Raw genomic sequence first — 23,739 nt, forward strand, 5'->3', positions numbered from 1 at the left:
CCTACCGCCCGCCGGGTGCTACTCGATGCCGAGCAGCATCTTCAGCGGGCTGATGGCGAAGTAGGCCAGGAAGAGCACCGCGGTCCCCCACAGCAGCCAGTGCACCTCGCGGGCGCGGCCCAGGCAGGCCTTGATGACCACGTAGGCGATGAAGCCGGCGCCGATGCCGTAGGTGATGGAGTACGTGAACGGCATGACGGTGATCGTCAGGAAGGCGGGGATCGCGACGTCGTAGCGGTCCCACTCGATGTGCCGGACCTGCGTCATCATCAGGAAGCCGACCGCGACCAGGGCCGGGGAGGCCGCCTGCATCGGCACCATGGTGAGCAGCGGGGTGAAGAAGAGCGCGAGGGCGAACAGACCGCCGGTGACGAGGCTGGCGAAGCCGGTGCGGGCGCCTTCACCGACACCGGCGGCCGACTCCACGTAGGTGGTGGCGGACGAGGACGAGGCCGCGCCGCCCGCGACCGCCGCGGCGCCGTCGATCAGCAGGACGCGGCTGAGGCCGGGCACCTGACCCCGCTCGTCGAGCAGACCCGCCTCGGCGGTGACGCCCACGACGGTGCCCATGGTGTCGAAGAAGTCGGAGAGGATCAGGGTGAAGATCAGCAGGACCACGGTCAGGACGGTGACCTGACCGAAGGCGCCGAGCAGGTCGAACTGGCCGAGCAGGCCGAAGTCAGGGGCCGCGACGGGGCTGTCCGGCAGGGCCGGGGTGGTGAGGCCCCAGCTCTTCACGTCGGCCAGCGCGTTGATGACGATGGCGAGCAGCGTCATCAGGACGATGCTGATGAGGATGGCGCCCTTCACCTTGCGGGCGAGCAGGACGATCGTGACAAGGACGCCCAGGCAGAAGACCAGCATCGGCCAGCCGGTGAGGGTGCCGGTGCCGAGCTGCACGGGCACGGTGGTGTTCGCGGCGTCCGGGATGCGGGTGACGAAGCCGGCGTCGACGAAGCCGATGAAGGCGATGAACAGACCGATGCCGACGCTGATCGCCTGCTTGAGCGGCTGCGGGATGGCGTGCATGATCGCCTCACGCAGACCGGTCATCACCAGCACGCAGATCAGCAGGCCCTCGAGGACGACGAGGCCCATCGCGTCGTCCCACGCCATCAGCGGGGCGATCTGGAAGGCGACGACGGCGTTGAGGCCGAGGCCGGCGGCCAGGGCGAGCGGCAGGTTGCCGCCCACGCCCATGATCACCGTCATCACGGCGGCCACCAGGGCGGTGGCGGTGGCCAGCTGGGCCGGGTCGAGCTGGTCGCCGAACTTGTCCTTGGCACTGCCGAGGATGATCGGGTTCAGAACCAGGATGTACGCCATGGTGAAGAAGGTGGCGAGTCCGCCGCGGATCTCCCGACCGTAGGTCGAGCCCCGCTCACTGATGCGGAAGAACCGGTCCAGTCCACCGCCACCGCCGCCGCCGGCTCTGGCGGGCGGCGCTGCGTTTCCGGTGTCTGTTTGCTGCATGACGTCTCCTGGAACTGAACGGGCAGGGGGAACGGCCGGCGTGGCGCCGTGGACGGCATGCTGCCGCCAGGCGTCGCGAACACACGTGCGGCGTCTTGCGAGCGGATCATACGCATCACACGCGAACTCTCAACTCCCGCATACGCGCGTAGATTTGATCAAGAAACTTTCCTCGTAGCTTGCTACGAACCTGACGGTGATCTATCCCGCCCAATCGGGACACCGGCGACAGCGACCGTGGAACAACCCGGTGTGACTGCATACTCTCCGTCCGTGCATCCACAACTCCCTTTCAATGCACGCGCTGCCCGCACACTGCGCGAGAGGCTCGGGATGGCACCCGGCCACGTCGCGTACGGAATGCGCGCCTCCTACGGGATGACCTACGTGACGCCCGATCACATCACCGCCTGGGAGCGTGGCATCGCGGTGCCCAGCCTCCATGAACTCACCGCCCTGGCAGGGGCGTTGTGGTGCGCTCCCGGTGATCTGATGGGCGCCCCGCGCACCTTGCGCGAGCACCGTCTGGCGCGGGGGATGGCGCCGGAGGACGTCGCCCAGGCGATCGGCATGCCGCTCGGCGACTACCTCCGCATGGAGGAGTCCGGCCGGTGGACGGGCACGCCGTTCCAGGCGGGACAGCTGGGCAGCGCACTGCAGTTGCCGGCGTCCGCCATGATCGCCATCACCGGCCTGGAGGAGCAGCTCGCCTCGCTGCTCGTCGAGGCGGTCTCCACACGGTGGCAGGCCCACATCAAGGCGGTGGCCCGCCTCGTCTCGATGGAGAAGCGGGATCTCCAGGACGCTCTGCGGACCATGCACGGCGAGTACCAGAACCTGATGGCGATGGCGCTCGGCCGGACCACCGCGGCCGCCGCTTCCGCCGAGGAGGGGAAGAAGAACTACCTCGACAACATCGTCCAGCGGTTCTGGGAGTGCCTCGGGCACCGGTGAGCGGGCACCGCGGCGAGGCAGTCCCCCGGCGCGAGCCCCCCGGCGCGCGGACGCCCCCGCCGGAGGTCCGGCGGGGGCGCCTGTGGGGGCCGCCGACGACGAGGTGCGTGGCCGGCGGCGGACCGTGGTGGGGGCACGGCCGTGGGGCCCTGACCGGTCCGCCGGGAGGAGGGGGGCACGTCCTCCCGCCCGGCGGACCGGCGGTCCCCCGTCAGGCCCGAAGGCCTGGGATCAGGAGGTCGAGCAGCCCGTCACGGTCGGGGCGGAACCGCCGCCGCCGGCCGTGAAGCCGTAGCCGGTCGACGCACCGGCCGCGAGCGAGCCGTTCCAGGCGGCGTTCCGGACCGTCACCGTGCTGCCGCTCGTGGTGGGGGTGCCGTTCCACAGCGACACCACGCTCTGCCCGGACGGCATGGCCATCGTCACGGTCCAGCGGCTGACGGCGGAGCCGCCCGCCGTGACGGTCACCGTGCCGTTGTACCCGCCGTTCCAGGCGGAGTCGGTCCGGAAGATGGCGGTGCAGGAGCCGGATCCGCCTGGGGGCGGCGTGGTGGTGGCGCCGTTCAGGGCGTCGAGCCGCATGGCCGTCCGCCACAGGGACTGGATCGTCATCGTCGTGCGACCCTTCGCCGGGGGTGGTCAGGATCGAGCAGGCAGCGGACGGCTTGGACGGCGCCCCAGCCGCAATTTTCGGTACGCACTCCTCGGCGTGGGGCGCCGTTTACCGCTGCGAGCCGAGAAATTAGCGAACACGAGGGGAAGTTGCATCCCCTCGGGACAATTTTTATTACGAAAACTCGCCGAAAGTTTCGACTCCGCAGGCCGGAGCGGGCGGGGCCGCCGGCGCGACGTGGACGTGCGCCCCGCCGGGCGGAGGGAACCACCGGCGGGGCACACGGGAACGGGGGGCAGGAGGTGAGGTCGACGTCGCCACCCAGAGGGTGGAAGCGATGGGAGCGCTCCCACACACAGATTGCGGGCATGTCAACGGGAGGGCAACATCTGATTGCGCCAGAGTCACGCTGCGCCGTTGCCCTCCGCTCCCCCGGCGGCGCCCCCCGCGACGCCCCCTGTGACTAGGGCAGTTGACGGAGGAGAGGCGCGGCGCCGGGGGCGGAGATTGTTGGCGGAACTCCAACCTTGACGTGAACCCGCCCAACTGAATTCATGGGAGCGCTCCCAGGAACGTACGCATCCCCTCGTCACAGGCGCCGATGACAACGTTGGCGCCGCCTTGTTGGAGGCATCGTGAGAACCGCACGCGTACCAGGACGGCGGCCCGTCGCGGCCGTCGTCTCCGCACTGGTCATGCTCCTCGGGCTCCTCGCCCTGGGCTCCGCCCCGGCGCACGCCGCGCCGGCCGGGATCCGGGTCGTCGACGGCCGGGTGGTCGAGTCCAACGGCAACCCCTTCGTCATGCGCGGGGTCAACCACGCGCACACCTGGTACCAGAGCCAGACCCGGTCGTTCGCCGACATCAAGGCGCTCGGCGCCAACACCGTCCGCGTCGTCCTCGCCAGCGGGCAGCGCTGGACCGCCAACAGCGCCCAGGACGTCGCCGCCGTGGTCGACCGCTGCAAGGCCAACAAGCTGATCTGCGTCCTCGAGGTGCACGACACCACCGGGTACGGCGAGCAGTCCGGGGCCGCCACGCTGGACCAGGCCGCCGACTACTGGATCAGCCTCAAGGACGTCCTGGCGGGCCAGGAGGACTACGTCGTCGTCAACATCGGCAACGAGCCCTGGGGCAACAGCAACCACGCGGGCTGGACGGACGCCACCAAGAGGGCCGTCGTCAAGCTGCGCGACGCCGGATTCCGCCACGCCCTGATGGTGGACGCCCCCAACTGGGGCCAGGACTGGTCGAACACCATGCGCGACAACGCCGCCTCGGTCTTCGCCGCCGACCCGGACCGCAACACCGTCTTCTCGGTCCACATGTACGGCGTGTACGACACCGCCGCCGAGGTGCAGAGCTACCTCAACCACTTCGTCACCAACAAACTCCCCCTCGTCGTCGGCGAGTTCGGCCACGACCACAGCGACGGCAACCCGGACGAGGACGCCGTCATGGCGACCGCCCGCTCGCTCGGCATCGGCTACATCGGCTGGTCGTGGAGCGGCAACGGCGGCGGGGTCGAGTACCTCGACATGGTGAACAACTTCGACGCCGCCTCCCTCACCACCTGGGGCAACCGCTTCTTCAAGGGCGCCGACGGCATCGCCCAGACCTCCCGCGAGGCCACCGTCTACTCCGGCGGTACGGGCGGCGACACCCAGGCGCCCACCGCGCCCGGAGCACCGAAGGCCTCCGGCGTCACCTCCGGTGCGGCCACGCTGACCTGGACCGCGTCCACCGACGACGTGGGCGTCACCGGGTACGAGGTGGTCCGCGTCGACGGCTCCTCGCGGACCGTGGTCGCGACCTCCGCCACCACCTCGGCGACGGTGGGCGCCCTGTCCGCGAACACCGCCTACACCTTCGCGGTCCGGGCCCGGGACGCGGCCGGCAACCGCTCCGCCGACTCGGCCACGGTCCAGGTCACGACCCAGCCGGGCGGCGGGACCCCGGGCGGGAGCTGCGCCGTCGGCTACCGGGCGACCAACCAGTGGTCGGGCGGTTTCCAGGGCGAGATCGTCCTGCGCAACACGGGCGCCGCGGCCGTCGGCAACTGGAAGCTGGAGTTCGCCTTCGCCGACGGTCAGCGGATCGGCAACATGTGGGGCGGCACGGCCGCGCAGTCGGGCGGTGCGGTGACGGTCACTCCCGCCTCGTACACCTCCACCGTCCCGGCGGGCGGCTCCGTGACCCTGGGCTTCCTCGCCACCAAGGGGTCGGTCAACACCGCCCCCGCGCGGTTCACCCTCGACGGGGCGGTCTGCTCCGCCCTGTGACCCGGACCGGGCGACGGCCCGCACCCCCTCCCCGGGGGGTGCGGGCCGTTTCCGTGTACCCGCCCCGGAACCACGGCCGCGGCCGCCGCAGGACGCCTCCGCCGCTTCCCGAAAGGCCTCCGTCACGCCCATTGCCCCCACCCACAGGGCTCGCTATGTTAACGGGAAATCACATCTGCTCGGGCGCGCTCTTTACGTGATGGACAGCCAACAGGCCAGTCGTAGCAGGGAATTAACTCCGGCCGGCCCCTCAGGGAAGCAGGTAAGTCAATGCAGAACCTCAACCGGCGAAGGGTGCTGTCGCTCGGGGCGGCGCTCGGCCTCGTGAGTGTCACGAGCCCGGCCACGGCGTGGGCCTGGTCCTCGTCGAACTCCGTGGCCGGGAGCGGCGACGGGACCGACCCCGAGTACGTCTGGGACGACCTGGCCGACCCGCTGATGGCGTCGATGTTCGACAGCGGGCGGATACCGGCGATCAACACCGCCTGGGCGTCGTGGGTGAACAACAACGACCCGCTGCCCGCCGGTCTGCCGGCTCCGGTCGCCACCTACCTGCGGCAGGTCAACCGGCTCCCCGCCTGGGCCGACCAGGCCAAGCTGGACCGTGCCGCCGACTTCAACCGGCGCCGCAGCACCTACCTGTTCATGCTGTACGGCCTCGGCAGCGGCATCATGAGCACGGTGATCCCGCGCGAGGCCCGGAGCGTGTACTGGTCCGCGGGCGGGGCCGACATGCAGGACCGCGCGGCCAAGACGTTCACCTTCGGCTACGACCTCGTCCAGCTGGACGCGTTCCGGCCGTCGGGGCAGTTCATCGTCACCGCCAACAAGACCCGCATGGTGCACGCCACCGTGCGGCACCTCCTGCCGCAGTCGCCGCACTGGCGCGCGGGCGCCGACCAGACCATCCCGATCAGCGCCGCCGACGTCCTGGTCACGTTCCACAGCCTCGGCACGTTCGTGCACAAGAAGCTGAAGGACTGGCGGATCCCGTACCCGGCCGCCGACCAGGAGGCCTTCCTGCACTCGTGGCAGGTCGCCCTGCACCTGCTCGGTGTGCCGGACCAGTACATCCCCAGCACCTGGGCGGCCGCGGAGGCCCAGTCCGCGCAGGTCCTCACCCCGATCATGGCCCCCACCACCGAGGGCATCGAGCTGGCCGAGGTGCTGCTCGGGCTGACCGCCCAGATCGACCTCGGGGTGACGCGCGGCTTCCTCAACGAGTTCGTGCGCTACGTCCTCAGCGACGACGTCGGGGACTGGCTGGGGCTGCGGCGCGACTACGCGGCCGCGGCGCTGGTCCGCACGGCGTGGCCGGCGTACATCCTCTTCCACGAAGGGCTGTCGCCCGTCATGCCCGGCACGTTCTACATGATGGACCAGTTCATCAGGGCCGTGGCCATGGCGTTCCTCAACCGCGGCGAGGACTCGCAGACCACTCCCATCACCATCCCCACCGGGAACCGTCCCTCCTGATCCGCCGAAGGGCCCGCCCCGCCTTCCGCGGGGCGGGCCGCCGGCTCACACCCCCAGGGCGGCGGCCATCAGGACGGTCACCGCGTCACGGTGCTCGGGGCGGTCCTGCCAGCGCAGCCGGCGGCCGGCCTCGACCACCACGCCGAAGCCCGCGTGCACCAGGGTCCGTGCGCCGCGCGGGTCCAGTTCCGGACGGGCGAGCAGCAGTTGCTGCTCCCACACGGCGATGTGGTCCCGCTGTGCGAGGACCACCGGGCGCCGCAACGTGTCCGGCAGGCCGGCCAGTTCCGCCTCGGCGACGCTGTTGAGCTCGGTGTGCTCGAAGCTGTAGGCCACGTAGGTCGCGGCGAGCGCCACCACGGCGTCGCGGGGATCACCCACCCCGCGCAGGCTCCGCTCGACGCCCTGGGCCAGCAGTTCCGCCGCCTGCAGGCAGGCCGCCGCCAGGATGTCGACCTTCCCCGGGTAGTGCCGGTACAGCGCCGAGGGGGCCAGTCCCACCGCCCGGGCGATGTCCCCGTTGGTGACGCTGGTGAACCCGTCGCGCGCGAAGAGCGGAACGGCGGCGGCGAGGATCTCCGCCCGCCGGGTGCGCGGCACCGGGGCGGGCAGTTCGACGTGCCGCGCTCCTTGCGGCACCGCCGCCGTGGGGTCGGTGGCGGTCACCCGCAGCGCGGCGGCGACCAGCAGGTCCTCGGTGCGGCGCCGGGCGACGGAGACGTGGTGCGTCGTGACGGACCCGATCGCGCCGAGCGCGGCCACGGCCCGCAGCCTCCGGTCCGGGAGCGCGTACTCCCGCTGCACCGCCTCGTCGACCCGCTTGACGAGGTGGACGAACTTCGCGCCCAGCCGCCGCCGGTCGGCGCGCTCCAGGTACCGGGCCTCCCACCGGTACAGGCCGCCCGAGCGGCGGTGCTCCACGGTGACCCGCGCCGCCGCGGCCAGCACCTCGGCGGCCGGCGCCCCCGGCGGGACCTCGTCCACCGCGGCGACCAGCCGGTCCGCCATGACCTCGGCGCAGGCGGCGAAGAGGGCGTACTTGTTCGGGAAGTGCCGGTAGAGCGCGGCAGCGGTGATCCCCACGGCGGCGGCGATCTCCTCCATCGACGCCGCGTGGTAACCGCGCCCGCTGAAGACCCGGCAGGCCGCCTCGACGATGAGCTGCTTGCGGTTGCGGGGCCTGACCGTGGCGGGCGGACCCGCGGTCACGGCCGGGCGGGAGGGGCGCAACGACCGGGGAGGAGAAGAGACATGACCATGTGATCAGTGAATCACATCACGCCCGCCGCCATGGGGGATCCGCCGCCCTCGCCGTCAGGGGAAGGTCAGCACCGGCTTCACCACGCTGCCGTCGCGCATGGCGGCCACCGCGGAGCCGATCTCCTCGAACGGGAAGGTGGTCACCAGCCGCTCCACCGGGAAGAGCCCGCGCCGGTGCAGGCGGACCAGTTCGGGGAGGAACCGGCGGGGGTCGCTGTCGCCCTCGAGGACCCCGTGCACCCGGATGCCCTTGTTCAGCAAACCCATCAGGTCGAAGGCGACCTCCCCGCCGAGGCCGAGGAGGGCCAGGGCGCCCCGTGGACGCAGCGCGCGCACGGCCCGGCGGAGCATCTCGGGACGTCCGGTGGTGTCGACGACATGGTGGGCGCCGCCGCCGGTGACGTCCCGCAGGGCGGCCACCAGGTCCTCGTCCGGGACCAGTGCGGCCGTGGCGCCGAGGGACACCGCCAGGTCCCGTCGGGAGGCGACCGGGTCGACGGCCACCACCGGGCCGCAGCCCGCGGCCAGCGCCGCCATCAGGGCGCTGAGCCCGACCCCGCCGGCCCCGAGGACGACCAGCGCGTCGCCCTCCGCGGGACGCAGCCGGTTGAGCACCGTGCCCGCCCCCGTCTGTCCGCCGCAGCCCAGCGGGGCGACGACGGAGGGCGGCAGGTCGGGGGGCATCCTGACCACACCCCGCTCGTGCACGACGGCGTGGGTGGCGAAGCTGGACTGGCCGAAGAACCCGGCGTGCAGCGGGGCGCCGCCCGCGAGGGACAGCGGTGTCGTGCCGTCCCCGCGCCCGCCGGAGAAGTTCAGCCGCCGCCCGTCGAGGCAGTAGGCGGGATGGTCCGCCGTGCACTGCCCGCACCGGCCGCAGCTGGCGAAGGTGAGGCAGACGTGGTCGCCGGGCGCGAGGTCCGACACCTTCGACCCGACCGCCTCGACGCGTCCCGCGCCCTCGTGTCCGAAGACCATCGGGGTGAGCGCCGCGGGCCAGGCGGCCGCCGTCGTCAGGTCGGTGTGGCAGACGCCGGCGGCGGTCATCGACACCAGCACCTCGTGCGGCCGCGGGTCCTGCAGCTCGGCGTCGCGGACGGTGAACGGCGCGCCCGGGGCGTCGAGGACCGCGGCGCGGACGCTCCTCACGCCTCGTCCCCGCCCGCCCCGGCTCCGGCACCGGCACCGGCACCGGCGACGCGCTCGAGGAAGAAGTAGTAGTACGGGCCCTCGGGAGGCACCCCCTTGGCGTTCATGATGCCCATGAGCGTGCCGGCGTCGGCCCGCTTGAGGTGGTCGAAGACCGGCCGGCCGTCGTAGACCATCGTGGCCGTCGTCTCGCCGCGGAACTCGACGGTCCAGAGGCTGGCCTCCCCCTGGCCGAGCTCCTGGTTCGAGTACAGCTCGCCCTCGGCGTTCCGGCACATCAGCGGCTTCGCGTCGTGCACGGAGTGGAACGTCTTGCCGTACCAGCCGGCCTTGGCCAGCATCCCGTTGAGGGGATGGCCGGTGTCGAACTCGCCGCCCTTCCACTCCCCCAGGATCTCCTCGGGGCGCACGGTCTCCAACGCCGCCCACACGGCGTCGAGTTCGGACGCGGCCACCGGGCCGTCCTGCTCGCGGAGTTCCTCGAGACGGGCTCGTGCCTCGGACAGGTCCATGCGGGTGTCCTCTCGTCGGTGCCTGGCGCGACAGGGCTGCCGCGCGGGGTGGTGGTGCGGCGTGATGACGCGGCCGGGGTCAGCGGGCGGCCTGCCGGACCGGTCCCTGCCGCCGTGCGGGGGGCAGCGTGCCGCCGGCGACCGCCCCGGGGTGGCCCACGGTGCCCAGGCTCAGCAGCACATGGCGTTCGGCCACCTCCTCCGGGGTGAGCGCTCCGTCCTCCCGGTACCAGTTGGCCACCCCCTGGCACATGATGAGCACGGCCCGGACGGCGTCCGCGGGGAAGGGCGTGGTGAACACCCCCTGGGCGCGTCCGGTCTCGACCATCTCCAGCAGCATGTGCTGCAGGTAGTCGCGCAGGGCGACGTAGCGGGCCCGGTTCTGCGGCTCCAGGCTGCGGATCTCCGTGTCCAGGAAGGCCAGTTGGCGGCGGTGGGCCATGTAGAGCACGATCGACTCGACCATCGCGCGAAAGCGCGCCAGCGGGTCCTCCCCCGCCTCGGCGGTGGCCGCCCGGCAGCGGTCCAGGACGTCCTTGATGGAGGTCTCCAGCAGGGTCGCCAGCAGCGCCTGCTTGTTCTCGTAGTGGTAGTAGAGCGAGGGAACGGTGACGCCGACCCGGGAGGCGATGTCCCGCACCGACGTGCCGTGGTAGCCCTGCTCGTTGAATGCCTCCATGGCGTGCACCAGGATCGGGTGCAGGGCGAGCGGGCCGTAGGAGCGCCAGTGCTGCGCCGGGGGCGTGGGGACCTGGCTCGGCTCGGTACTCAACGGCTCTCCTCAGGACGTACGACGGTACGGCGCACGGCGGGCGGCGGCACGCAGCGCGGCGGGGGACGGTCCGACGCGGCCGCGACGGTCGCAGCTTAGCGATCGCTCGGTGAATTGCGCGAGCGGTCGTCCGGTCCGGTCTGACTTCCCCACCCCGAAGCCGCGAAAACCCGTGCCGCACGGGGAGTTGACCGGCCGCCGTCGCGACTCTACGTTCTAGCGAACGCTCGGTAAGTACGCTGTCGAGGGCATCCGTGAGGAGCCGGCTGTGACCCTGGAACGCACCCTGTACGAGCCCGACCACGAGGCCTTCCGCGAGACCGTGCGGGCCTTCCTCGCCAAGGAGGTCGTGCCGCACCACGAACGGTGGGAGGAGGACGGCCTCGTGGACCGCGAGGTGTGGCGCGCGGCGGGCCGTCAGGGTCTGCTCGGCCTCGCCGTCGACGAGGAGTACGGCGGAGGGGGGACCGGCGACTGGCGGTACAGCGCCATTCTCATCGAGGAGTTCGCCCGCGCCGGGGCCTCCGGGCTCGCCCTGAGCCTGCACAACGACATCGTGGGCCCCTACCTGACCCGGCTCGCCGACGAGGAGCAGCGGCGGCGCTGGCTGCCCGGGTTCGTCTCCGGCGACATCGTCACCGCCATCGCGATGACCGAGCCGGGCGCCGGCTCCGACCTGCAGGGCATCCGCACCACCGCCACCGACGAGGGCGACCATTACCTCCTCAACGGTTCGAAGACCTTCATCTCCAACGGCATCCTCGCCGACCTGGTCGTGGTGGTCGCCAACACCGCGCCCGGGGGCGGCAGTCGCGGGCAGAGCCTGCTGGTCGTCGAGCGGGACATGCCGGGGTTCGAGCGGGGCCGCAACCTCGACAAGATCGGGCAGAAGGCGCAGGACACGGCCGAGCTCTTCTTCCGTGACGTGCGGGTCCCCAAGGAGAACCTGCTCGGCGCGGAGAACAAGGCCTTCACCTACCTGATGGGCAACCTCGCCCAGGAACGGCTGGCCATCGCGGTCGGAGCCGCCGCCGCGGCCGAGGAGGTCCTTCAGGTCACCACCGCGTACGTGAAGGAGCGGGAGGCGTTCGGACGGGCGCTGGCCGCGTTGCAGCACGTCCGCTTCGAGATCGCCGAGATGGCCACCGAGACCGCCGTCACCCGCGCCTTCCTGGACCGCTGCATCGCCGACCACGGCGAGGGGCGCCTGGACGCCGTGCACGCCTCGATGGCCAAGTGGTGGGCCACCGAGCTGCAGAAGCGGGTCGTCGACCGGTGCCTCCAACTGCACGGCGGCTACGGCTACATGACGGAGTTCAAGGTGGCCAGGGCGTTCGTCGACAGCCGGATCCAGACGATCTACGGCGGCACCACCGAGATCATGAAGGAGATCGTCGGGCGCTCCCTCCTGAGCTGACCGGGCCGAGCCGTCTCCGGCTCCGTCTCCGGCTCCGGCTCCGGCCCCCTCTCCGTCCGTCCGTCACCCCGCGCGCGTCCGGCCCGGCGGGGCGCGCACAGCACCTCCCGGCACATCCGCCGGGGCGATCCGCGCCCCGGTCGTCGTCCCGGACGTCCCCTTCCCGCGGACGTCACGTCACCCGCATGGAGGCTCCGTTGACCTCGGTACCGCGCACCGCCGACAGCCCCGCCGGCAGTCCCGCCGACAGCCCGGCCGACCGCACCGTGCCGCAACTGCTGGCCCGCAACGCCCGCGACTACCCCGACCTCCCCGGTCTGTCCTGGATGACGGCCGGCCCGGACGGTTCGGAGGAGTGGACCACGCTCACCTGGGCGGAGATCCACGAGCACACCCGCCGACTCGCGGCCGGGTACGCGGCGCTCGGGGTGGGCCGCGGCGACCACGTGCTGATGATGATGTCCAACCGGCGCGAGCACTGGCTGTCGGACCTCGCGCTGGTCCGCCTCGGGGCGGTGCCGGTCAGCGTCTACGGCACCGCCGCCCCCGGGCAGATCACGCACATCGCCCGCAACTGCCGGGCCCGGCTGGCCGTGGTGGAGGCGTCCGCGCAGGCGTCCGTGTGGGAGCCGCTGCTGGAGGACGCGGACACCCCGCTGGAGCTGCTGGTGGTGGCCGAGACCGGCGAGGAGGGCGCCCACATCGCCTTCGCCACCCTGCTCGAGGCCCCGGTGCCGGAGTCGTTCGACAAGGAACTGGACGCCGCCGGGTCCGGGGACCCGCTGACCGTCGTCTACACCTCCGGCACCACCGGCGACCCCAAGGGCGTGGTGCTGACCCACCGGCACGTGATGGCGAACGCGCTGGCGCTCGACGCGGTGGTGGACCTGCCGCCACACGTCGAGCACGTCTGCTACCTGCCGCTGGCGCACATCGCGGAGCGGATGCTGGGCATCTACCTGCCCTGTCACCGCGCCTCGCACGTCTACCTGTGCCCCGATCCCACGGCCGTCGGCACGGTGGTGCGCGCTGTGCGCCCGGCGCAGTTCTTCGGCGTCCCGCGGATCTGGGAGAAGCTGTCGGCCGCCGTACGGGCCGTCCTGTCCCGGATGCCCGCCGAGCGGCAGGCCGCCATCGAGCAGGCGTCCGCGGTCGCCCGCGAGCACGTGGGGTACCGCGAGCGGGGCGAGACGCCGCCCGCCGATCTCGAGGAGCGGTACGCGGCCGCCCGGGAGCAGGTGCTGCTGCCGGTCCTCGCCGCCGCCGGCCTGGACCGGGTCACCTGGGCCACCAGCGCCTCGGCCCCGATGCCGGTCGACGTGGTCCGGTTCTGGTCCGGCTTCGGGATCGCCATCATGGACGCCTGGGGACTGACCGAGACCGTGGGCGTGGCGACCACCAACAGCCCCCGTACCGGTTTCCGCATCGGCTCGGTGGGGCGTCCCGTGGAGTCCGTGGAGGTCAAGATCGCCGCGGACGGCGAGATCGAGGTGCGCGGCCCCTCCGTCTTCGACGGCTACCTCCAGCCGGACGGCTCGGTGCGTTCGGTGCTGGACGCGGAGGGCTGGCTGGCCACCGGGGACATCGGCCGGATGGACGAGGACGGCTTCCTCTGGCTGACCGACCGGAAGAAGGAGATGATCATCACCTCGACCGGCAAGAACGTCTCCCCCGCCCTGGTGGAGAACACGCTCAAGGAGCACCCGCTCATCGGTCAGGTGCTGGCCCACGGCGACCGGCGTTCCTACCTGGTGGCCCTGCTGGTCCTCGACGCGGAGGCGGCCCCCGCCTGGGCCGCGGCCCACGGCATCGACGCGGAGGGCGGCCTCGCCGCCCTGGTGGACCACCCGGAGGTCCGCGCCGAGGTCGACCGCGCGGTGGCCGCCGCCAACGCCCGCCTCAACCGCACCGAGCAGGTGAAGCGGTACGCGCTCCTCACCGAGGAGTGGGGCCCGGCCACCGGAGAACTCACCCCGTCGCTGAAGCTGCGGCGCCGGGTGGTCCGCGACAAGTACGGCGACCTGCTGGACGGCCTGTACGACAACTGACCCGGCCGGAGCGCTCCCGGTCGCGTGGCGGGTGCCGCGCGGCCGGGAGCGTCGTCGGGTCAGAGGCCGTAGGACTTGCCGATGATGTCGCGCTGGATCTCGCTGGTCCCGCCGTACACGGTGGAGACGACCGCGGCCCGCAGGTGGCTCTCCATGTCGAACTCCGTGGTGTAGCCGTAGCCGCCCATCATCTGCATGCCCTCCAGCGCGACCCGCTTGGCGAGTTCGGTCGCCTTCAGCTTGGCCATGGACGCCTCGCGCGGGAACACCTTGTCGGGCTGGGCGTCGCAGTCCAGCGCGACCTCCCGCACCAGCAGCCGGGTGCACTCGAGCTCCGTGGCCAGGTCCGCGACCCGGTGCCGCAGGGCCTGGAAGGTGCCCACCGGGCGCCCGAACTGCTCGCGCTCGCGGACGTAGGCGACGGCGTCGTCGAAGGCGCGGCGGGCCCGCCCCAGCATGTTCGAGGCGAGGAACAGCCGCTCGTAGTTGAGCCCGGCCATCAACTGCGGCCAGCCCTGGTCCACTTCGCCGACGACGGCGTCCGCGGGCAGCCGCACCCCGGTGAGGAAGACGTCGTTCACCTCCCGGCCGCCCATGGTGTCGATGCGCCGGATCTCCACCCCCGGGGTGTCGGCCGGCAGGTGGAACATGGTCAGGCCGCCGTGCTTGCTCGCGCCGGTGCGCGCCACCAGCAGGATCGTCTTCGCGAAGTGCGCGTTGGAGATCCAGGTCTTCTGGCCGTCGATCACCCAGGTGCCGTCCTCGTCCCGCACGGCCCGGCAGCGCAGCGCGCCCACGTCCGACCCGGCGCCCGGCTCGGACATGGCGATGGACAGCACGTCGCCGGCGACCACCCCGGGCAGCACCTCCTGCCGCTGCTTGTCCGTGCCGAACCGCTCGTAGGCCTTGGCCGCGATGACCGTGGTGACGAATCCGCCGGCCGGGACCATGCCGTACGAGGTCTCCTCCAGGAAGAGGCAGGCCTCGGCCAGGCCCCCGCCCGCGCCGCCGTACTCCTCGGGCAGGCACACGCCGAGCCAGCCCAGGTCGGCCAGCCTGCGGTAGAGCCCCGGCTCGTGGGCCTCCTGCCCGCCGTCGGTCAGCGCGTCACGCTGTTCGCGGGTCCCGCACTCGCGCTGCGCGAAGTCGCGGAGCGCCGCGACGAACGCGGCCTGTTCTTCGGTGAGTCGACTGCCCATCAGGTCCTCCGGTCATGGCGGCCGTCGGCGCGGCGCGAGCCGCGCGCCAGGCTGTGCGATCAGCGGTGTGCGCCGCGGGGGTGCACACCGGGCGTGCACACCGGGCGTGCACATCGAGGCGTGCACATCGAGGCGTGCACATCGAGGCGTGCAACAAAGACATGCTAGTTGTTTCATCGTTTCCCGGGGAGTGGTTCGCGGGTATCGTGAGGACCACCATGAGCACTGACATCAACGAGTCCTGGCTCGCCCGGGCCCTCGCCGAGCCGGAGACCGAGGACCCCACGGCACGGCAGATCCTGGACGCCGCTCTGGAGCAGTTCACCCTGCTGGGGCTGCGCCGCTCCTCCATGGACGACGTCGCCAAGCGGGCCGGGGTTTCGCGGGTCACCGTCTACCGGCGTTTCCAGGCCAAGGACAAATTGGTCGAGGCGACCCTGCTGCGCGAGCACCGCCGCTTCTTCCTGCGGCTGGACGCCGCCGTGGCGGGGCTGCCGACGATGGAGGAGCGCGTGGTGGAGGGGTTCGCCGTGGCGCTGCGCCACACCCGCGCCCACCCGCTGCTCGGCGGCCTGCTGCGGCTCGAGCCCGAACTGGTGCTGCCCTACCTCACGGTGCGGGGCAGCACCATCCTCTCGGTCACCGTCTCCTACCTGGTGGCCCACCTGCACCGGGCCCAGCAGGCGGAGGGGCGCCCGGAGAAGGACCTGTGGCCCGTCGCCGAGCTCATGGTGCGGGTGGCGGTCTCCTTCCTGCTCAACCCGTCCGGGTACATCGCGACGGAGGACGAGGAGCAGGCCCGCGCCTTCGCCCGCCGCTACCTCGCCCCGCTGCTGCACGCCTGAGGCGCCGCCGGCACCTCCCCACCGGCGGCGCCCGACGGGCCTCCGGCGGCCTGTCGTGACGTCAGCGCCAGACGTAACGTACGGGTCTTTGGTGACGTCAGCGCCTGCGGTGGAGGGAGCGGGCCATCCGTACGGCCTTCCGCCGGGCCTCCTCGGTGAGCCGGAACGAGGTCAGCGCGACCGGCGGGGAGAACCGCTGGACCGTCGTCGACTGCACCGAGGTGAAGGCCCGCAGCCCCTCCTCGCCGTGGATCCGCCCGAACCCGGACTCCTGCGAGCCACCGAAGGGGAGCGCGGGAACCGCCGCGAAGCCCAGCACCGAGTTGACCGAGACCGCTCCCGCCCGCAGGCGTGCCGCGATCGCCGCGCCGGTACGGCCGTTGCCGCAGAACACGGCGGCGCCCAGGGCGTACCGGGAGGCGTTGGTGCGCCGCACCGCCTCGTCCGTGTCGGCCACCTCGTTGATCACCACGACCGGCCCGAAGGTCTCCTCCGTCATCGCCTCGACGTCCTCCGGCACGCCGGTCAGCACCACCGGCTCGACGTAGGGCGCCTTGACCGCCTCGGGCCCGCCCAGCAGCGCCCGGGCGCCCGCCGCGAGGGCTCCCTCCACGTGCCGCCGGACGACCGCGACCTGGCCCGGCAGCGTCATCGGGCCGTAGACCGCGCCGGCCGCCGGGCCGTGCGCCAGCTCCCCGGCCTGCCGCACCACCCGGTCGCACAGCTCCTGGTACACCTCCCGCACCGCGTAGACCCGTTCCACGCCTGCGCAGGTCTGGCCCGCGTTGCTCAGCGCGCCCCAGACGACCGCGTCGGCGGCGGCGTCCAGGTCGGCGTCCGCGGTGACGATCACCGCGTCCTTCCCGCCGGCCTCGGCGAGGAACGGCGTCAGCGTCTCGGCGCACACCGCCATCACCGCGCGCGCCGTCCCCGGCGAACCGGTGAACGCCAGCTTGTCGACCCCGGACCGGGCCAGCGCCTCCCCCGTCCCGGCGGCGCCGGTCACGGTGGTGAGCAGCCCCGCGAACCCGGGCACCGCCTCGTCGAAGATCCGCGCGAGGACGACCCCGGTGGCGGGCGTCAGCTCGGAGGGCTTGAAGACCACCGCGTTCCCCGCCGCCAGGGCGTAGCCGATGGAGCCCATCGGGGTGTAGAGCGGGTAGTTCCACGGCCCGATCACGCCCACCACACCCACCGGCCGGTACACCAGCGACGCCCGCTGGTGGACGGTGAACAGCCCGGTGCGCACCTTCCGCCGCCGCAGGACGCGCTCCGCGTTGCGGGCCGCCCAGCCCAGGTGCTCCAGCGTCAGCACGACCTCCGACTCGGCGTCCCCGACCGGCTTGCCGGTCTCCTCGGCGACGGTCCGCGCGACGGTGTCCAGGCCTTCGGCGAGGGCCCGCTTCCACTGCAGCAGGTGGTCCCGGCGCCGGGCGGCGGGCAGTGCGGCCCAGCGCGCCTGGACCTCCCGGGCGCGGGCGACCGCACGGGCCACGTCCTCGGCGCCGTGCACCGGGTGTTCGGCGAGTGGTTCACCGGTGGCGGGCGAGCGGGTGGTGAACGTCGCGGCGCGCGGCGGGGCGTCCGGGGCGGTGTCGGTCATGGTGCCTCCTTACGGGAGGGTACGGGCGGCTCGGGCGGCTGCCCGGGACCGGCGGACCCTCGGGGCGCCCGTGCGGCGACGTCGGTCCTGCCCTCGAGAGTCGGTGAGACAAGAGTCAGTGATACAAGAACTATCGACTTGTTTCACGGCCCGTCAATACCGTTGCCCGAGGACACCGGTGTGGACTCCGGCCCGGCTGCTGGTCCCCCGGCCGGAGCGGGTCCACGGCACCCCCCGCACGGGGGGTGCGGCGGAACTCCGGTTGTGGCGCGGCATGGTGGCCGCGCCCCCCCTTGACGGTCGTGCGCGGCTGGTGGCGCGGCACCGCGCGGGAGCGCCCACGGGCGCCGCCTCCACGACCCCGGCGGTGGGGAACGGCGCGGGAGATGAGACCCTGGGAAGGGTGAGCGAGACGAAGACCCCGGCCCTGCAGTTCCGCTTCGACGGGCCAGACGACGCCCCGGTCCTGATCCTGGGCCCCTCACTGGGCACCACCTGGCACATGTGGGACCGCCAGGTTCCCGAACTCGTCCGGCAGTGGCGCGTGCTGCGCTGGGACCTGCCCGGGCACGGCGGGGCCCCCGCCTATCCCGGCGGTTCGGTCGCCGAGCTGACGACCCGCCTGCTGGCCACCCTCGACGGCCTGGGCGTCCACCGCTTCGGCTACGCGGGCTGCGCCCTCGGCGGGGCGGTCGGCCTGGAGCTCGCGCTGCGGCACCCCGAGCGGGTCGCCTCGCTGGCGCTGATCGCCGCCTCGCCCCGCTTCGGCACCCCGGACGAGTTCCGCCAGCGGGGCGTGGTGGTGCGCAGCAACGGGCTGGAGCAGATCGCCCGGTCCTCCCCGGAGCGCTGGTTTACCGGCGGATTCGCGGCGGCCCAGCCGGCCATCACCGAGTGGGCGGTGCAGATGGTCCGCACCACGGACCCCGGCTGTTACATCGCCTGCTGCGAGGCGCTGGCCTCGTTCGACGTGCGCGCGGAGCTGGGCAGGATCGGCGTGCCGACGCTGGTGCTGGCCGGGTCGGAGGACCGGATCACCGGCCCCGCCGAGGCCCGGACGCTGGTCGCGGGGATCCCCGACGCCCGGCTCGCGGTGGTGCCCGGCGCCTCCCACCTGGTTCCGGTGGAGCAGCCCGCCGCCGTCACCGACCTGCTGGTCCGCCACTTCTCCACCGCCTGGCTGTCCGGTGCCGAGGGGCCGGGGACTCCGGCGCCGTCGGGCGTCACCCAGAGCGTCTCCCGCCCCCGGGCCATGCCGATCGCCGAACTGGCCCCCGCCCCGGGCCGTTCCGGCGCCGGGGACCGGGACGGCCTGTACGACACCGGGCTGAAGGTGCGCCGGGAGGTGCTCGGCGACGCCTTCGTGGACCGGGCGCTGGACGGCGCGGACGACTTCTCCGGCGACTTCCAGCAGTTCGCCACCCGTTACGCCTGGGGCGAGGTCTGGGACCGCCCGGGCCTGGACCGGCGGTCCCGCAGCTGTGTCGCGCTCGGCGCGCTGGTCGCGGGCGGCCATTGGGAGGAGTTCGCCGCGCACACCCGCGGCGCGCTGCGCAACGGGCTCACCCCGGACGAGATCCGCGAGGTGCTGCTGCAGACCGCCCTGTACTGCGGCCTCCCCGCCGCCGACCGGGCCTTCGCGATCGCCCAGCAGGTGGTGCGTGAGGAGACCATGCCGCAGGAGTGACCGCCGACTCGTGGTGCATGAGGGGCAGGATGGGGACCATGAGGTTCATCAAGAAGTCCCACTCCTGTGTCCGTCTGGAGAAGGACGGCGGCGTCCTGGTCGTCGACCCCGGCTCGTTCACCGAGGAGGACGCCGTGGCCGGGGCGGACGCCGTCCTGGTCACCCACGAGCACCCGGACCACTTCGACGAGGGCAGGCTGCGCGCCGCGCTGGAGGGGAACCCGGCCGCCGAGATCTGGACCCTGGCCTCGGTCGCCGACCAGCTCTCGGCGGCGTTCCCGGGCCGGGTGCACACGGTCGGCAACGGTGACGCCTTCTCCGCCGCCGGGTTCGACGTGCAGGTGCACGGCGAGCTGCACGCGGTGATCCACCCGGACATCCCCCGCGTCACTAACGTCGGCTTCCTGGTCGACGGCCGCGTCTTCCACCCCGGGGACGCGCTCACCGTGCCCGAGGGTGCCTCGGTGGAGACGCTGCTGCTTCCGGTGCAGGCGCCGTGGAGCAAGATCTCCGAGGTGATCGACTACGTCCGCGAGGTCCGGCCGCTGCGCGCCTACGACGTGCACGACGCCCTGCTGACCGACCTGGCCCGGCCGATCTACGACCGGCAGATCGGCGCGCTCGGCGGCACGGAGCACCTGCGGCTCGCGCCGGGCGACTCGGCCCGGCTCTGACCCGGGCCGCGCGGGGCTGTCGGACCCAGCGGGTAGCGTGGAGCCATGCGCATCGCCACCTGGAACGTGAACTCGATCACCGCCCGTCTCCCGAGGCTGCTGGCCTGGCTGGAGAGCAGCGGCACGGACGTGCTGTGCCTGCAGGAGGCCAAGGTCGCCGAGGCGCAGTTCCCCTTCGAGCCGCTGCGTGAGCTGGGCTACGAGGCCGCGGTGAACGCCACGGGCCGGTGGAACGGCGTTGCCGTCCTGTCCCGGGTGGGTCTGGAGGACGTGGTCAAGGGCCTGCCGGGCGACCCCGGTTACGAGGGCGTCGAGGAGCCCCGCGCGATCTCCGCGACCTGCGGCCCGGTCCGCGTCTGGTCGGTGTACGTGCCCAACGGCCGGGAGGTCGGGCACCCCCACTACGCCTACAAGCTGCAGTGGTTCGAGGCCCTGCGGGCCGCCGTGGCCGGGGACGCGGCCGGCAGCCGCCCGTTCGCGGTGATGGGCGACTACAACGTGGCCCCGACCGACGAGGACGTGCACGACGTCGCCGCCTTCGAGGGGATGACCCACGTCACCCCGGCGGAGCGGGCCGCGCTGGCCTCGCTGCTGGAGACGGGCCTTCAGGACGTGGTGCCGCGGCCGCTCAAGTACGACCGCCCGTTCACGTACTGGGACTACCGGCAGCTCTGCTTCCCCAAGAACCGGGGCATGCGCATCGACCTGGTCTTCGGCAACCAGGCGTTCGCCAAGGCGGCCAAGGACGCCTACGTGGACCGCGAGGAGCGCAAGGGCAAGGGTGCGTCCGACCACGCCCCGGTCGTGGTGGACCTCGACGTCTGACGGTCCGGCGTCCGCGCGCCCCATGGTCAGGGAGCGGGTGCCGGTGCCAGTCTGGAAGGCATGAACATCCCCTTCCTGGACTACTGGCGCAAGAGGCACGGTCCTTCCCGGGGGACGACGGTGCTGGTGGGGGGCGTGCCGCCCTCCGCCGCGGACGGCACGGACACCGGCTCGGGCGGACCGGGGGCGGCGGCCGGAGGCGTCGCCGAACTGCTCGCCGAGTGCGAGCTGCTGCGGGAGCACGCCGCCGGGGAGGGCGTCGTGCTGGACGACTCCCCGGCCTCGCTCGAGGCACTCGACCAGCTCGCCCCGCGGTGGCGGGACGACGAGGAGACGGTCCTGCGCCTGGGCAACGACGCGGGGCTGTACCTGGGGACCGTGGTGGTGCGCACGGTGCCCGGGGCGCTGTGGGAGATCTGGCCGAACGGCCTGCCGGTGGTACGGCTGGCGTCCGGTCGGGAGATCGACGTGGTCACGGCCGGGCGGGCGTGGGCCGCGGACGGGGCGCCGGAACTCTGCCATGTCTACGCGGAGGCGTCGGAGTCCTGACGGGCTCCCCTCTCGCGGCGGGGGCCGGCACCTGTCCGGCCCGGCGCCTGTCCGGTGTCACCGTCGCGCGTCAGTGGTGTGGTCGTGTGGATGCCGGGGTTCCGGGGGGAGTTCCGCCGGGTCGAGGCCGGGGCCCAGGGCGCTGAGGGCGGCCACCGGGTCGGCGTCGGCGGTGCCGCGCGGCCACCAGTCGTCGGCGCCGGGCTCGGACTCGTAGGCGTACCAGAGGTTGTCCTGGCCGAGGCGTATCTGGGCATGGCCCACCGGGTGGGTGAGGCGGTTGCGCCAGGGACGGAACGGCTCCAGGCCGGCGGCCAGCAGCAGAGGACGGGCGCGGTCGAAGCGACCGGCCGGCGGGTCCCACGGTTCCCCCTCGAGCACCACCAGCCCGGCCGGCCCGCCCTGCCGCCACGCGGCGACCGCGCGGGCAAGTTCCACGGGGGTGCGGCCGGCCGCCGCGGCGAGGGACGAGTACAGGGTGCGGGTCGCCGCCGTGAGCCCGGAGCCGGGGCGGGCCGCCGCGATGTGCACCGCGTCCTGCCAGAGCGTCAGCCCGCCGACCGGGTCCGCGCCGGTGGTGAGCAGCGCGTGGGCGCGGACGGCGGCGTGCGTCGCCAACTGGTCCAGGGCGTAGGGGTCCGGGCCGCCGGGGGCGGCGGGGTAGGCGGGCGGCTGCCCGGGGTGCTCGGGCGGCGGCAGCGGGGCCGGCAGCGGCGGAAGTCCCGCGGCCGCGCGGGCGAGGGCGTCCTTGGCGCGCAGTCCCTCCGGCACTCCCCCGTCCCGTCGGCGGGACGCGCGGGCCTCGGCGGCGGCCCGCGCTGCGTGTGCGGCGTTGCGGCGGGAGAGGGCGTCGAGGATTTCCCGCTCGCCCCGGCCGCGCAGCAGGAGCAGCGCGAAGGGGTCGGCGTCGAGGAAACGTGCGGTCTGGTAGCAGAGCGCGGCGGCGTGCTTGCAGGGGCGGCCGGTGTCCGGGCAGCCGCAGAACGGCAGCAGGTCGCCCCGGCGGGGCAGCAGCGGTGCGCCGACGCCTCCGTCGAGCAGCGCCTCGGGCAGCCGGCGGTCCAGCAGGGCGGCGATGTGAGCCGGGCGCTCCGCCACGGCGTCCAGGAACGCCTCCCACTCGGCGTCGTCCAGGGTGCGGACGCGGACCTGGGCGCGGTAGGGACGGGGGCGGCTGCCGTGCACGTAGGCGATGGCCAGTCCGGGGGTGACGGTGATGGCGTCGACCCGGCCGCCCTCGGCGTAGCGCCGGCCGCGGGCCAGCCGGGCGGGGTCCAGCGCGCGCTCGGTGAGCGCGGTCAGCCAGGCGTCGCCCCACGGCGTCTCGGCGAGGGCCGCGCCCTCCTCCCGCGGGGGCAGACGGTCGAACGTCTTGCGGTGGTCGTCGCCGACGCCGCGCGGCCGGGTGGAGGGCGGCGCGGGCGGGTCGTGCGGGAGGGCGTCCTGGACGGGACGGGTCTCGCGGGGCGGCGTGCCGCGGTGCCGGGCGGTGCCGTTCACGTCGGCCGGCTGGGACCGGGCCGCCTCCGACTCGGCCGCCTCGGCGTCGGCCGCATCGGCGTCGGCCGGGGCCGGGCTCCGGTCCGAAGCCGGGCCCCGACCGGCAGCAGGGCTTCGGTCCGCGGCCGGGGCCGGGGCCGGGGCCGCCGCCTTCCGCGCCCACGCCGCGGGGGTGGACGCCCGCGCAGCCGGTGCGGGGTCCGCGTCGTCGCTCTGGTCCGCCACGGCGGGGGCGTCCGCGGAGGGGGCTCCGGCGGGTGCGGTCGCTCCGGGGGCGTGGCCCGGATCGGCGGCGGCGCGGGCCGCGCGGAGCGCCTCGCGGGCGCGTTCCGCGGGGGACGGTTCGTCGGTCCGCGGCGTCGACTGCTCGGTGCTCTCCGCCGGACCCGCGCCTCGGGCGACGCCCGGTGCAGCGTCCGCGTCCGGCGGGGCGGCCCCGGCGTCCTCCTCCGGCCTGGTGCTCCCCGGTTCGGTCTCCGCCACGGGTCCCCGGCGGCGGATGGCGGCGCGGGCGGCGGCGGACGGACGGGCTCCGGCCGGTCCGGCGGCCGACGCGGGGTCCGTGGGCCTGTGCGCGGCAAAGGGGCTGGTGCCGGAGGCCGCCGGGTCGCGCTCGCCAGGCGTGGCGGGGCGCGCCAGGGCGCGAGCCACCCGCAGCGCTCGCCGCGCCGCCTCGGCGGGACTCTCGTTTCCGGCGGGCCCGCCGACGCCGTGAGGCGTGTCGTCTCCGCCCTCGGCTGCCCGGTCGTGCGGCGAGTGTCCGCCGGGGGCCTCCCCCGTGCCCGTGCCGGTCAGCCGCGCGTCCGACACGGTGCCGGTGACACCGCCGTCCTCCCGGCCCGCAGCCTGCGCACCGGCTTCCTCGGAGTCACCGGAGACGGCCCCCGACCCGTCCGCGGTG

Annotated in this window: 19 protein-coding genes; 10 read left to right on the top strand and 9 right to left on the bottom strand. The window is 73.5% G+C overall.

The genetic code is table 11. From position 1 onward, the window contains the following. Positions 1-18 precede the first annotated feature (18 nt). Positions 19-1,473: an NCS2 family permease gene (locus tag ACWD3O_RS14645; protein WP_451416080.1), complete on the bottom strand. Its 1,455-nt coding sequence runs from the start codon at positions 1,471-1,473 to the stop codon at positions 19-21. Between the two features lie 333 nt (positions 1,474-1,806). On the opposite strand from ACWD3O_RS14645, the gene ACWD3O_RS14650 reads away from it, so the two are divergent. Continuing rightward, the gene (locus ACWD3O_RS14650; protein ID WP_451411388.1) at positions 1,807-2,427 is read left to right on the top strand and encodes a helix-turn-helix domain-containing protein; all 621 of its coding nucleotides are present in this window, start codon (positions 1,807-1,809) and stop codon (positions 2,425-2,427) included. A 231-nt stretch (positions 2,428-2,658) separates the two neighbouring features. On the opposite strand, the gene ACWD3O_RS14655 is transcribed toward ACWD3O_RS14650, so the two are convergent. Further along, a complete protein-coding gene (locus ACWD3O_RS14655; protein WP_451416081.1) occupies positions 2,659-3,039 on the bottom strand; it encodes a cellulose binding domain-containing protein in 381 nt (126 codons plus the stop codon). Between the two features lie 636 nt (positions 3,040-3,675). On the opposite strand from ACWD3O_RS14655, the gene ACWD3O_RS14660 reads away from it, so the two are divergent. Both ACWD3O_RS14660 and ACWD3O_RS14665 read left to right on the top strand, forming a co-directional pair. Next, positions 3,676-5,322 carry a cellulase family glycosylhydrolase gene (locus ACWD3O_RS14660; RefSeq protein WP_451416082.1) on the top strand — a complete coding sequence of 549 codons (1,647 nt, stop codon included), beginning with the start codon at positions 3,676-3,678 and terminating at the stop codon, positions 5,320-5,322. Between the two features lie 270 nt (positions 5,323-5,592). Beyond that, positions 5,593-6,798 (top strand): oxygenase MpaB family protein, encoded by a 1,206-nt coding sequence (locus ACWD3O_RS14665; protein ID WP_451411391.1) that lies wholly within the window; start codon positions 5,593-5,595, stop codon positions 6,796-6,798. A gap of 45 nt (positions 6,799-6,843) precedes the next feature. Here ACWD3O_RS14665 and ACWD3O_RS14670 read toward each other — a convergent pair whose 3' ends face one another. The 4 genes from ACWD3O_RS14670 to ACWD3O_RS14685 form a co-directional block, all read right to left on the bottom strand. Then, the gene (locus tag ACWD3O_RS14670) at positions 6,844-8,007 is read right to left on the bottom strand and encodes a TetR/AcrR family transcriptional regulator (protein ID WP_451416083.1); all 1,164 of its coding nucleotides are present in this window, start codon (positions 8,005-8,007) and stop codon (positions 6,844-6,846) included. A gap of 105 nt (positions 8,008-8,112) precedes the next feature. After that, positions 8,113-9,207, bottom strand: a complete 1,095-nt coding sequence (locus ACWD3O_RS14675) for an NAD(P)-dependent alcohol dehydrogenase (protein ID WP_451416084.1) — start codon at positions 9,205-9,207, stop codon at positions 8,113-8,115. After that, positions 9,204-9,719, bottom strand: coding sequence for a DUF4334 domain-containing protein (locus ACWD3O_RS14680; RefSeq protein WP_451416085.1), 516 nt, complete (start codon positions 9,717-9,719; stop codon positions 9,204-9,206). Before ACWD3O_RS14680 ends, ACWD3O_RS14675 begins: the two co-directional genes overlap by 4 nt. A gap of 79 nt (positions 9,720-9,798) precedes the next feature. Next, a complete protein-coding gene (locus tag ACWD3O_RS14685; protein WP_451411395.1) occupies positions 9,799-10,491 on the bottom strand; it encodes a TetR/AcrR family transcriptional regulator in 693 nt (230 codons plus the stop codon). 268 nt (positions 10,492-10,759) lie between these two features. Here ACWD3O_RS14685 and ACWD3O_RS14690 point away from each other — a divergent pair, with 268 nt between their 5' ends. Together ACWD3O_RS14690 and ACWD3O_RS14695 are read left to right on the top strand one after the other, a co-directional pair. Continuing rightward, positions 10,760-11,908, top strand: a complete 1,149-nt coding sequence (locus ACWD3O_RS14690; RefSeq protein ID WP_451411396.1) for an acyl-CoA dehydrogenase family protein — start codon at positions 10,760-10,762, stop codon at positions 11,906-11,908. 197 nt (positions 11,909-12,105) lie between these two features. After that, entirely contained in the window at positions 12,106-13,956 is a 1,851-nt protein-coding gene (locus ACWD3O_RS14695; protein WP_451416086.1) for an AMP-dependent synthetase/ligase, read from the top strand. A 59-nt stretch (positions 13,957-14,015) separates the two neighbouring features. Here the strand turns inward: ACWD3O_RS14695 and ACWD3O_RS14700 are convergent, their stop codons facing one another. Next, positions 14,016-15,155: an acyl-CoA dehydrogenase family protein gene (locus tag ACWD3O_RS14700; protein ID WP_451411397.1), complete on the bottom strand. Its 1,140-nt coding sequence runs from the start codon at positions 15,153-15,155 to the stop codon at positions 14,016-14,018. Positions 15,156-15,373: 218 nt separating this feature from the next. On the opposite strand from ACWD3O_RS14700, the gene ACWD3O_RS14705 reads away from it, so the two are divergent. Beyond that, a complete protein-coding gene (locus ACWD3O_RS14705; protein WP_451416087.1) occupies positions 15,374-16,000 on the top strand; it encodes a TetR family transcriptional regulator in 627 nt (208 codons plus the stop codon). A gap of 97 nt (positions 16,001-16,097) precedes the next feature. Here ACWD3O_RS14705 and ACWD3O_RS14710 read toward each other — a convergent pair whose 3' ends face one another. Then, positions 16,098-17,603, bottom strand: coding sequence for an aldehyde dehydrogenase family protein (locus ACWD3O_RS14710; protein WP_451416088.1), 1,506 nt, complete (start codon positions 17,601-17,603; stop codon positions 16,098-16,100). A gap of 403 nt (positions 17,604-18,006) precedes the next feature. On the opposite strand from ACWD3O_RS14710, the gene pcaDC reads away from it, so the two are divergent. From pcaDC to ACWD3O_RS14730, 4 genes are read left to right on the top strand one after another with little or no spacing between them, the layout of a single operon-like run. Continuing rightward, positions 18,007-19,290, top strand: a complete 1,284-nt coding sequence (gene pcaDC / locus ACWD3O_RS14715; protein WP_451416089.1) for a bifunctional 3-oxoadipate enol-lactonase/4-carboxymuconolactone decarboxylase PcaDC — start codon at positions 18,007-18,009, stop codon at positions 19,288-19,290. A gap of 38 nt (positions 19,291-19,328) precedes the next feature. Continuing rightward, positions 19,329-19,964: an MBL fold metallo-hydrolase gene (locus ACWD3O_RS14720; RefSeq protein WP_451416090.1), complete on the top strand. Its 636-nt coding sequence runs from the start codon at positions 19,329-19,331 to the stop codon at positions 19,962-19,964. 45 nt (positions 19,965-20,009) lie between these two features. Beyond that, on the top strand, positions 20,010-20,789 hold the full coding sequence (locus ACWD3O_RS14725) for an exodeoxyribonuclease III (protein ID WP_451416091.1): 780 nt from the start codon (positions 20,010-20,012) through the stop codon (positions 20,787-20,789). A gap of 60 nt (positions 20,790-20,849) precedes the next feature. Then, on the top strand, positions 20,850-21,338 hold the full coding sequence (locus tag ACWD3O_RS14730; protein ID WP_451416092.1) for a DUF6278 family protein: 489 nt from the start codon (positions 20,850-20,852) through the stop codon (positions 21,336-21,338). A 57-nt stretch (positions 21,339-21,395) separates the two neighbouring features. Here the strand turns inward: ACWD3O_RS14730 and ACWD3O_RS14735 are convergent, their stop codons facing one another. Then, complete coding sequence (locus tag ACWD3O_RS14735; RefSeq protein WP_451416093.1) at positions 21,396-23,321, bottom strand: SWIM zinc finger family protein; 1,926 nt, start codon at positions 23,319-23,321, stop codon at positions 21,396-21,398. Positions 23,322-23,739: the final 418 nt, after the last annotated feature.

It is taken from the genome of Streptomyces sp. NPDC002640, assembly GCF_053592575.1.

What these genes read in the sequence shown, in the direction of transcription:
- ACWD3O_RS14705 (WP_451416087.1), top strand. Translation starts at nt 15,374, where the DNA reads ATGAGCACTGACATCAACGAGTCCTGGCTCGCCCGGGCCCTCGCCGAG.
- ACWD3O_RS14720 (WP_451416090.1), top strand. Translation starts at nt 19,329, where the DNA reads ATGAGGTTCATCAAGAAGTCCCACTCCTGTGTCCGTCTGGAGAAGGAC.
- ACWD3O_RS14725 (WP_451416091.1), top strand. Translation starts at nt 20,010, where the DNA reads ATGCGCATCGCCACCTGGAACGTGAACTCGATCACCGCCCGTCTCCCG.
- ACWD3O_RS14655 (WP_451416081.1), bottom strand. Translation starts at nt 3,039, where the DNA reads ATGACGATCCAGTCCCTGTGGCGGACGGCCATGCGGCTCGACGCCCTG.
- ACWD3O_RS14645 (WP_451416080.1), bottom strand. Translation starts at nt 1,473, where the DNA reads ATGCAGCAAACAGACACCGGAAACGCAGCGCCGCCCGCCAGAGCCGGC.
- ACWD3O_RS14730 (WP_451416092.1), top strand. Translation starts at nt 20,850, where the DNA reads ATGAACATCCCCTTCCTGGACTACTGGCGCAAGAGGCACGGTCCTTCC.
- ACWD3O_RS14710 (WP_451416088.1), bottom strand. Translation starts at nt 17,603, where the DNA reads ATGACCGACACCGCCCCGGACGCCCCGCCGCGCGCCGCGACGTTCACC.
- ACWD3O_RS14680 (WP_451416085.1), bottom strand. Translation starts at nt 9,719, where the DNA reads ATGGACCTGTCCGAGGCACGAGCCCGTCTCGAGGAACTCCGCGAGCAG.
- ACWD3O_RS14665 (WP_451411391.1), top strand. Translation starts at nt 5,593, where the DNA reads ATGCAGAACCTCAACCGGCGAAGGGTGCTGTCGCTCGGGGCGGCGCTC.
- ACWD3O_RS14700 (WP_451411397.1), bottom strand. Translation starts at nt 15,155, where the DNA reads ATGGGCAGTCGACTCACCGAAGAACAGGCCGCGTTCGTCGCGGCGCTC.
- ACWD3O_RS14650 (WP_451411388.1), top strand. Translation starts at nt 1,807, where the DNA reads ATGGCACCCGGCCACGTCGCGTACGGAATGCGCGCCTCCTACGGGATG.